Annotated in this window: 6 protein-coding genes; all 6 read left to right on the top strand. The window is 69.3% G+C overall.

What is annotated here, in order from left to right; all coding sequences use genetic code 11:
* The first annotated feature begins 118 nt into the window (after window positions 1-118).
* Complete coding sequence (rodA, locus tag K0M70_RS12385; RefSeq protein ID WP_290782383.1) at window positions 119-1,225, top strand: rod shape-determining protein RodA; 1,107 nt, start codon at window positions 119-121, stop codon at window positions 1,223-1,225.
* A gap of 70 nt (window positions 1,226-1,295) precedes the next feature.
* Entirely contained in the window at window positions 1,296-2,339 is a 1,044-nt protein-coding gene (gene mltB, locus K0M70_RS12380) for a lytic murein transglycosylase B (RefSeq protein ID WP_290782381.1), read from the top strand.
* Complete coding sequence (locus K0M70_RS12375) at window positions 2,336-3,301, top strand: septal ring lytic transglycosylase RlpA family protein (RefSeq protein ID WP_290782379.1); 966 nt, start codon at window positions 2,336-2,338, stop codon at window positions 3,299-3,301. The genes mltB and K0M70_RS12375 overlap by 4 nt, the downstream gene beginning before the upstream one ends.
* 65 nt (window positions 3,302-3,366) lie before the next feature.
* On the top strand, window positions 3,367-4,590 hold the full coding sequence (locus K0M70_RS12370) for a D-alanyl-D-alanine carboxypeptidase family protein (RefSeq protein ID WP_290782377.1): 1,224 nt from the start codon (window positions 3,367-3,369) through the stop codon (window positions 4,588-4,590).
* Window positions 4,591-4,666: 76 nt separating this feature from the next.
* Window positions 4,667-4,945 carry a DUF493 family protein gene (locus K0M70_RS12365; RefSeq protein WP_290782375.1) on the top strand — a complete coding sequence of 93 codons (279 nt, stop codon included), beginning with the start codon at window positions 4,667-4,669 and terminating at the stop codon, window positions 4,943-4,945.
* A gap of 65 nt (window positions 4,946-5,010) precedes the next feature.
* Window positions 5,011-5,385: lipoyl(octanoyl) transferase LipB (gene lipB, locus K0M70_RS12360; RefSeq protein ID WP_290782385.1), on the top strand; the 375-nt coding region annotated here is incomplete at its 3' end.

Here is a 5,385-nt window from a genome sequence, read left to right as displayed (position 1 = left end):
CCACCATCGACTGCGCGTGGCTTGTGGACACCGGTGGCGCGGGCTCGGGCGCCGGGGCGCCGGTGGTGCGAAATATCCTCGACGCCTGGCTGGTGCCGCCGCCGGAGGACACCACGCGATGATGGTCCTGGTGCGCTGGCTGCGCGAGATATTGGCCCGGCTGTTCGACAAGGTTGACCTGCCGCTGCTGCTGGCGCTGCTATGCGTGATGCTGATCAGCCTGGTGGTGCTGGCCAGTGCCGGCGGCGACAACACCCGGCTGTTCATGTCCCAGGCGGCGCGATTCGGGGTGGGACTGGCCGCGATGGTGGTGGTGTCGCGGATAACGCCGGCCAAGCTCAGGCTGTGGACGCCGGCGGCCTACCTGGGCAGCCTGGTGCTGCTGGCCCTGGTCTTCGTGTTCGGATCCGGCCGCAGCGCCGACCTGTGGCTGGACCTGGGCGTGTTCTACCTGCAGCCGGGCGAACTGCTCAAGCTGTCGGTGCCGATGATGCTGGCCTGGTACCTGCATGGCGTGGTGCTGCCGCCCAGCTGGAAATCGCTGGCGGTGGCCGCCGCGATCATCGGCCTGCCGGTGGCGATGATCATCAAGCAGCCTGACCTCGGCACCGGCATGCTGGTGGCGGCCTCGGGAGTGTTCGCCATCTACCTCGCGGGCATCGCCTGGTGGCGCATCGGCCTGCTTGCCGGGCTGGGGCTGGCTTCGCTGCCGGCGGTGTGGCCCTTCCTGCTGCCGCACCAGCGCGAACGTGTTCTGACTTTCCTGAGCCCCGAGTCCGACCCGCTGGGAACGGGTTGGAACATCATCCAGTCGAAGATCGCCATCGGCTCGGGTGGCTTCAGCGGCAAGGGCTGGGGGCAGGGCAGCCAGGCGCACCTGGACTTCCTGCCCGAGCACACCACCGACTTCATCTTCTCGGTGCTGTCGGAGGAATGGGGCTGGCTGGGCGTGGTGACGCTGCTGGCGCTGTACCTGTTCATCATCGGCCGCTGCATGTGGCTGGCGGCCAGTGCCCGCGACGGTTACTCGCGCATCCTGGCCGGCGCGCTGGCCATGACCTTCTCGGTGTACGTGATCGTCAACGGCGGCATGGTCGCCGGCCTGCTGCCGGTGGTGGGCGTGCCCATGCCCCTGCTGAGCTACGGCGGCACGTCGGCGGTGTCGCTGCTGGTGGGCTTTGGCACGGTGATGTCGGTGCACGCGCACCGGAAATTCATGACCTGAAGCTGACTCGCCCGGTCCTTGCCGGAGCTGGGGCGTGGTAAATTGCCCCACCCAGGAATCGACCAGACCCATGCCCCGAATCGCACTCCGCCTGTTCGCTCCGCTGCTGCTGTTGGCCAGCGCCGCCGCCATCGCCCAGCCTGCCGATGCACCGCAGGTCGACCCCGCCCAGCGCGCCGCCTTCGTCGCGCAAACGGCGGAGCAGTACGGGCTCGACCCCACTGAAATCAATGCCTGGCTGGACCGGTCCAACTACCGCCAGAGCATCGTCAATGCGATGTCGCGGCCGGCAGAGTCGGTCAAGACCTGGAAGCAGTACCGGCCCATCTTCATCGTCGACCAGCGCATCACCCAGGGCCGCGCCTTCCTGGCGCGCCACCGCGATCAGCTGGCCAAGGTGGAAGCCGACACCGGGGTGCCGGCCGAAATCATCGTCGCCATCATTGGCGTCGAAACCAGCTACGGCGGCAACACCGGCAGCTATCCGGTGCTGGACGCGCTTTACACGCTGGCGTTCTTCTACCCCATCAGCGGCAAGCCCGACCAGGTCGAGCGCGAGGCCATGCGCACGAAGTTCTTCCAGGGCGAACTGGCCCAGGTGATGGTGCTGGCCAAGGAAGAAAACCTCGACCTGGCCGCGCTGAAGGGCAGCTATGCCGGCGCGATGGGCTACGGCCAGTTCATGCCCTCCAGCTACCGCGCCTACGCGCGCGACGGCGACGGCAACGGCCGTCGCGACCTGTTCGGATCGCTGCCGGACGTGTTCGCCTCCGTGGCCAATTACTTCGTCGCGCACGGTTGGCAGAAGGGCGAGCCGGTGGTTGCGCTGGCCACCCAGGCCCCGGGCGCCGCGCCGTTCAAGCCCGATACGCTGGAGGCCAAGTACAGCCTGGCCGAGCTGGGCGAGAAGGGCTACCGCCCGGCCGCCGCGCAGGGCCACGACCTCAAGGCGACCCTGGTGACCTTCGAGGGAAACGAGGGGATCGAGCATTGGCTCGGCTTCCGGAATTTCTACGCCATCACCCGCTACAACCGCTCGCCGATGTACGCGATGGCGGTTTACCAGCTGTCGCGCGAAATCGCTGCGGCGCCGGCCGCCGCCTCCGCTCCGTGAAGGCGCTGCCCGGCCTGCTGGTGCTGGCGCTGCTTGCGGGCTGCGCCGGCAAGCCGGTGAAACCCGTACCCCAGTCCGCCGCCGCGCCGCGGGCCGCCGCCCCGGCCACGGGCACGCCCGCTGCCGCGATGGCCGCCCAGGACGTGCCGCCGGCCTGCCTGCAGGTGCGCGAGCATCGCGACGAGGACTACACCCCGGGCGGCCTTTACGCGCCGGGCGTGCGCGACAGTGCGCCCGAGCACGCGCTCGACATCAGCAACATCCCCGAGCCGGAGCCGCGCGCCGAACCGGCGTCCCGTTACGGCAACCGTTCGCCCTACACGGTGCTCGGCAAGCGCTACCAGGTGCTTGACCAGGCCGAAGGCTACGTCGAGCGTGGCCTGGCGTCCTGGTACGGACAGAAATTCCACGGCCGCCATACCTCCAGCCGCGAGCTGTACGACATGTGCAGCTTCAGCGCCGCGCACAAGACGCTGCCGCTGCCCAGCTACGTGCGCGTCACCAACCTCGACAACGGCCGCAGCGCCATCGTGCGCGTGAACGACCGCGGGCCGTTCCATCCCGGACGCATCATCGACCTGAGCTATGCCGCGGCGGTGAAACTGGGCGTGGACCGCACCGGCACCGCGCGGGTGGAAGTAGCGGCGATCACCGGCGGCACCCCTTCGCGCACGGCGCTGGCGCCCGCGGCGGCCTCGCGCGGCCCGCTTCCGGCCGCCGCCCCGAACCTGGGCCCACAGATCGTGCAGGTGGGCGCCTACCGCGACGAAGGCAATGCGCGCCGCATTGCCCAGAGCCTGCGGGCCGCCGGCATCAGCGGCATCGAGGTTGAGCCGGTGCGCCTGCACGACGGCAAGGTCTGGCGCGTGCGCATCGCCCCGGTGTCGGCACCTGCACTCGAATCGGTGCTCAGCAGCATCCGCGCCCTGGGGCTGCCCAGCCCGCGGGTGTTCAGCGAATAAGGTCTAGCATTACCCCTCTTGCAACGGCCGGCCTGCGCCTGCCCATGATTTGGAGTCACCCCCGGATGTCCGTTTCCCGTTTCGCTACCGTCCTTTTGGCTGGCCTGTTGACCACCGCCGTGCTGGCCCAGACGCCGGCGCCCGCACCCCGGCCGGCACCGGCTCCGGTGGCTCCCGCCGCTCCCATGCCGGCCGCGCCGGTGCCCCAGGGCAAGGCCTGGATCCTGATGGACCACGTCAGCGGCCAGGTGCTGGCGGGCGAAAACTACGACGAGGCCCTGAACCCGGCCAGCATCACCAAAGTGATGACGTCCTACGTGGTGGCCGCGGAAATGGCCAACGGCAAGGTCAAGCCCACCGACATGGTGCGCATCAGCGAGAACGCCTGGCGTTCGGGCGGCGCCGGCACCGACGGCAGCTACAGCGCGCTGGCGATCAACTCCGAAGTGCCGCTGGACGACGTGCTGCACGGCCTGGTCATCCAGTCGGGCAACGACGCCGCCATCGCCCTGGCCGAACACGTGGCCGGCAGCGAGGCTGCCTTCGTTGACCTGATGAACGCCTACGCCAAGCGACTGGGCATGACCCGCACGAACTTCGCCAACGCCCACGGCCTGACCGCCGAGGGCCACCTGATGAGCGCCCGCGACATCGCCATCCTGTCGCGCGCCGTGATCAATGACTACCCCGACCACTACGCGCTCTACAAGATCAAGGAATTCACCTACAACAACATCCAGCAGTGGAACCGCAACGGCCTGCTGTGGAAGGACGCCAGCGTCGACGGCCTCAAGACCGGCCATACCGAAGCGGCCGGCTATTGCCTGGCCGCTTCAGCCAAGCGTGGCGACCAGCGCCTGATCTCGGTGGTGCTGGGCATCGACACCCAGAGCCGCAGCGAGGGCTTCAAGGCCCGCGAGGAAGGCAACCTGGCCCTGCTCAACTGGGGCTTCCGCTTCTTCGAAACCCACAGCGTGTACGAAGCCGGCAAGCAGGTGGCTGACCAGAAGCTGTGGCGCGGTGACGCCGAGACGGTGGCGCTGGGCGTGGCACAGCCGCTGCTGGTGACCCTGCCGCGCGGCCGCTATGCCGACCTCAAGCCCAGCATGGACGTGCCCAAGCAGCTGGTGGCCCCGATCACCAAGGGCCAGAAGATCGGCACCGTGCGCCTGTCGCTGGACGGCAAGGTGGTGGCCGAGCGGCCGCTGGTGGCGCTGGCCGACGTCGCCGAGGGCGGCTTCTTCAAGCGCATGAACGACGACTTCTGGCTGTGGTGGGAAAGCGAGTAAAGCCGCCGGCTGGAACACCGCACCATGGCCGGGGCGGGACTTGGGCGGGTGGCTCCGCGCCCCCATAATGAGGGTCATGAGCATGCAGTCCGACAATCCCGAGCACGGCTTCCAGTTCCCCGGCATTTTCGAGATCAGCGCCATGGGTTCGGCCGAGGCCGACCTGCACCTGGTGATGCCGATGGTGCTCGAGGCGCTGGGCCTGACGGTCTACGTCGACCGCATGCGCATCAAACCCTCGTCCAAGGGCAACTACGTGTCGGTGGTGCTGGTGTTCGAAGCGCATTCGCGCGAGGACTATGACGCCGCCCACGGCGCGCTGCGCGAGCACCCGGCGGTGAAGTGGACGCTGTAGCCGCGTCCTGCCCGGCGTCCGCCGCGGCCGAGGCCGTCGCCCCCCGCGCCTGGACCGTTCGCGAGCTGGGCCGCCAGCCCTACGAGCCGGTGTGGCGCGCCATGCAGCGCTTCACCGACGCCCGGGGCCCCGACACGCCCGACGAGCTGTGGCTGGTGGAACACGACCCGGTGTTCACCCTGGGCCAGGCCGGCAAGCCCGAGCACGTGCTGGCACCGGGCGATATCCCGGTGGTCAACGTCGATCGCGGCGGCCAGGTCACCTACCACGGCCCCGGCCAGATCGTGGCCTACCCGCTGGTGGACCTGCGCCGCCTGGGGCTGGGCGTGCGCGAGCTGGTTTGCCGGATCGAACAGGCGGTGATCGACGTACTGGCCGGCTACGGCATCGCTGCGGCGCGCCGCGCCCGCGCGCCCCGCCTCTACCTGGGCGGCGCCCCA

The organism is Arenimonas sp. (assembly GCF_019459675.1).
In the GTDB taxonomy this organism is placed as follows: Bacteria; Pseudomonadota; Gammaproteobacteria; order Xanthomonadales; family Xanthomonadaceae; genus Arenimonas.
Note: the sequence above shows the minus strand (reverse complement) of the source record. Positions and strands in the feature narration are given on the sequence as shown.

Coding starts and splice junctions, on each gene's coding strand:
- rodA (WP_290782383.1), top strand. CDS start 119: ATGATGGTCCTGGTGCGCTGGCTGCGCGAGATATTGGCCCGGCTGTTC.
- mltB (WP_290782381.1), top strand. CDS start 1,296: ATGCCCCGAATCGCACTCCGCCTGTTCGCTCCGCTGCTGCTGTTGGCC.
- K0M70_RS12370 (WP_290782377.1), top strand. CDS start 3,367: ATGTCCGTTTCCCGTTTCGCTACCGTCCTTTTGGCTGGCCTGTTGACC.
- K0M70_RS12365 (WP_290782375.1), top strand. CDS start 4,667: ATGAGCATGCAGTCCGACAATCCCGAGCACGGCTTCCAGTTCCCCGGC.